Source organism: Streptomyces composti (assembly GCF_012034205.1).
Taxonomy (GTDB): Bacteria; Actinomycetota; Actinomycetes; order Streptomycetales; family Streptomycetaceae; genus Streptomyces; species Streptomyces composti.
The window spans coordinates 1-3938 of record NZ_JAATEM010000067.1 but is presented as its reverse complement, the minus strand read 5'-3'; the positions used below and the strand labels follow the sequence as shown (position 1 = coordinate 3938).

Genomic DNA, 3938 nt, shown 5'->3' with positions numbered 1-3938 from the left:
AATGTGCTTCCCGGTACGGCAGAAGAGCGCCCAGCAGCTCCCGGATGGCCGGACGGGGAATGCGTAGCCGCAGCTCAGCGGGTCCGCGGCCGAGCGCGATGCCGAGGAGGTTCGTCGCGGCATGCCCCGCGTCGAGATGGGTGTAGAGGTGGCCGCGTGGCCCATACTTCCGCATCGAAAGCCAGGGCCGGGCCAGGACCAGGAAGTGGTCCGGATGCGCCAACGTGCAGCCTCGCGCCAGCTCCGTGTGCAACGCCTCGACAGGTTCTGCGGCGACCGGCAGGCGCAGGCAGAAGCGTCGTACCAGGTCCACCTTGAAGGCAGTGGGGCGGAGGGCTCCGTCCCGCTCCTCCTCGGTGAGCAGGACGATGTCGTACGGAAAGAGCGCTCCCGCCGAAGGCACGCTGCGAGCACCGCCCGCGCCCTGCTGGGCAAGAGCCTCCTGGATGATTCCCATGGCACGGGCGATCCGCTGGTCCGCCACTGGGACCAAGTCGGGGTTCCTCGGAGCCTTGAGCGCAATCATGTCCAGCCACTCGCTGGTGAACGGCACACGGTGCTCCGCGTGCGCCCCCGGAGATTCGGCGGCCACGTCACGCGTCTCCACGACCATTCCTCAGCTTCCTCAACTCTGGCCGGCGTGCGGCTGCTTTACTGCCGGTCCGTCAAACTAGCGGTGCCACGGCCGGGCAGGCGGCAGATGCAGAGGCAGGAGTACGGCAGAACGAGGCCGCGGGCGGGCACACCGGCCTGGCCCGGGCTTGTAGGGTCGACCTCCGGCCCGGAGTTCGCGGCTCCCGTGGCAGATGCGAAAGGCAGGAAAGACCATGACCAGCACCGACTTGCCCATGAGCGACCTCACGGCGCAGGGCGACCGGGCATTCAAGGACTACGAAACGCTCCGGGCGCAGGGCCGCTCGCTCGATCTCACCCGAGGCAAGCCGGCTCTCGAGCAGCTGGACATCTCCCGGGAGCTGTTGACACTGCCCGGCGACCGCTGGACTGCGTCCGATGGGACGGACTGCCGCAACTATGGTGGGCTGAAGGGGCTACCCGAGCTCCGTGAGATCTTCGCACCGGTACTCCAGGTCCCCGCCGAGCGCCTGCTAGCAGTCGGCAATTCCAGCCTCGAGCTGATGCACGACTGTCTGGTGCACGCGCTGCTCAGCGAGGTACCGGGGGCAGCACGGCGCTGGGTGGACGATGAGCGGATCGCGTTCCTCTGCCCGGTCCCTGGCTACGACCGGCACTTCGCTCTGTGCGAGCGCTTCGGCATGGAGCTGATCTCCGTCCCGATGACGGACGAGGGCCCCGACATGGACGTTGTGGAGCGGCTGGTCGCGACGGATCCGGCGGTCAAGGGCATCTGGTGCGTCCCCAAGTACAGTAACCCGACTGGTGTTAGCTACAGCGATGAGGTCGTGGAGCGGCTGGCCTCCATGCCGACCGCAGCACCAGACTTCCGGATCTTCTGGGACAACGCATACGCGGTCCACCACCTCACGGACGAGGAGGTGGAGATCCGTGACGTGTTGGCGGCGTCCGAGGCCCACGGCCACCCGGACCGTCCCCTCGTCTTCGGTTCCACCTCGAAGATCACCTTCGCTGGCGCTGGCGTGGGCTTCTTCGGTGCTTCCCAGTCCAACGTGGATTGGCTGATCTCCAAGAGCAGCAAGCGTTCCATCGGCCCCGACAAGCTCAACCAGCTGCGCCACGCGCTGTTCCTGCAAGACTCGGAAGGCGTACGGGCGCATATGCTGAAGCAGCGCGCCCTGCTCCAGCCGAAGTTCGAGCTGGTCCAGCAGATCCTCGAACGGGAGCTGGGCGGAACCGGCCTGGCCCGATGGACCTCGCCCAAGGGCGGATACTTCATCACGCTGCAGCTCGTGCACGGCGGTGCCTCCGAAGTGGTCCGGCTGGCGGGCGAGGCTGGGACCGCGCTCACTCCGGCCGGTGCCACCCACCCCTACGGAGTTGACCCGGACGATGCCACGATCCGTATCGCGCCCAGCTACCCCTCCATCGAGGACCTGGAGCACGCGGTCGTCAGCCTGGCCGTTTGTGTGCGCCTCGTCGGATACGAGCAGCTCCTCGCCCAGTAACGGAGCGGTCGCCAGGCTCGGGGCGGCGGAACCTCGCCGTCGGGCCCTGGCCGTGTCCGCAGCGTCCTCCCCGACTCTCCGGTTCGCTGGGTCGGGAATGTGACCCCTCCGCCGCACCGGCTGCGATCCCGAGCAGGTCCGCTGCGTGACGACGCGGTCTTCCGGTCGGCACGTATGGAGCGTGCACACAGGACGCCGCAGGGAATGCCTTTCCGGAGCACAGTCGATGCGATGGGGAGTCGGCGAGTGATGGAAAGCAGATGGAGGTGAAGAAAGGCCCCAGCCGTCAAAGCGCGTCCGTCGCCCGTGCAACCGCCTCGTACAGGGCTCCGACGGCCCTCTCCCGCCCGTCGCCCACGTGGGCGACACGGATCACAGTGTTGACCGCGACGAGCAGCTGCTCGGCCGTCTGTGCGGGCAGGTAAGCAGTGTCGACCCGAGCCGCCAATTGCAGGACGTGCGACCCGCCGACCGCCGCGAGCGAGCAGCGTCCGCCTTGGTAGGGCCACCAGTCGAGGGGCCGCAGGGCGAAGTCCCGTCCCTCGTCGGGGGTTCCGGGGTGGGGAAGCGGCCCCGGGAAGTCCCCGCGGACGTCGTTGAACGTGCAGGCTGCGCCCAGCACCTCGTCCGGTTCCCGCCCCACGTCCCGCAGGACGGCGTCCAGTGCCCGCGGGGACCAGAAGGCGCTGTTGTAGGCACGCATTGACTTCCGTCCCAGCTGTGCCACGATCTCGTCGAAACTCTGGTCGGGAGTGACCCGGGCGAGCAGTGGCCCGAGCTGCGCAAGCACCCCCAGATAATCCGCGCCGTCGAGGCGGTGCCGGTTGGAGGTCACGAGCTGGAGCGGAACCGAGCAAGAGTCGAGCAGCGCGCCGACGGCGAGCGCCACCGAAGCCAGGAGGACCGGCGCCGTACCCGCGCCGGTACGCCCTGCGAGGTCCTCCAGCCGGCCAGCGGCGGCGGTCGAGGTCAGCACCTGCTGGGCGACCCCGGGGGCGCTGTCCCGCCGGGGATGCGCGAACGGCAGGTCCACATCGCCGAACGTGGCGGTCCAGACCCGCACGGACCGCTCGCTCACTGTACGCAGGCGGTCGCCTGCCTCCAATTGGTACTGTTCGCGGGGGCTGCGGTTCGTAGCCAGCTGCCAGGCTCCCGTGCCGTCGAGATGTCCCAGCAGCGTACGCACGCTCGACGCGTCCACTGACAGGTGGGAGAGGGACCACACCACCTGACGGGGCCGCCCTCGCTCGGTCACGACCGCGGCAGCGAACGGTAGCTGCTCCGGTCCGGCCAGCGGCTGCACCCGGAGGCGTCTGACGGTCGCGGCCACCGTCTCCCGGAGGTGACCTGCCGCCTCGATGACGTCCACCCCGAAGGAACCTCTGCCGCACACATGCTGGCGCACTTCGCCGGCCACCTCACGGACATCTGTGCGCAGCCCTTCGAAACCCGATACAGCTCGGCCGATCAACCGCAGCACGTCAGCGATCTCCCGGCCTTCGGGCACTTCCCAGACCGGCGCGGCGTTTAGATACCACGCGGTGCGGTCGTAACGCCGTAGTCCGTCCCAAAAGCTCTGCTGCCCCCAAGTGGCGGGCCCTTCCCAGTCCTCGCCCTCGTCGAACAGGACCGATTCTCTCAGCATGTGCTGGTGTCACCTCATGCATAGACGTTTCCGCGCGGGCATGCAGTGGCCGCCGCCCGGGCCAGGCCGGACGGTGCCCGCGTCCCGCGCGCGGTCGACGATACGGGCGAAGCGGGCCCCCGGCCCCGCACCGAGGGCCCGGAAACCGAAACTGCCGGTTCTTGTGCCGCAGATGATCCGTGCCGCCGCCT

The 3938-nt window shown here is 68.8% G+C and carries 3 protein-coding genes; 1 reads left to right on the top strand and 2 read right to left on the bottom strand.

The genetic code is table 11. The annotated features are described in order from the left end of the window. Positions 1–607 (bottom strand): nitroreductase family protein (locus HCJ93_RS28930; RefSeq protein WP_507202975.1); only part of this gene is annotated, 607 nt, incomplete at its 3' end. Between the two features lie 220 nt (positions 608–827). On the opposite strand from HCJ93_RS28930, the gene HCJ93_RS28925 reads away from it, so the two are divergent. Then, on the top strand, positions 828–2102 hold the full coding sequence (locus HCJ93_RS28925; protein WP_167998790.1) for an aspartate aminotransferase type Ic: 1275 nt from the start codon (positions 828–830) through the stop codon (positions 2100–2102). A 286-nt stretch (positions 2103–2388) separates the two neighbouring features. On the opposite strand, the gene HCJ93_RS28920 is transcribed toward HCJ93_RS28925, so the two are convergent. Then, positions 2389–3747, bottom strand: a complete 1359-nt coding sequence (locus tag HCJ93_RS28920; protein WP_167998789.1) for an amino acid adenylation domain-containing protein — start codon at positions 3745–3747, stop codon at positions 2389–2391. Between the last annotated feature and the right edge of the window lie 191 nt (positions 3748–3938).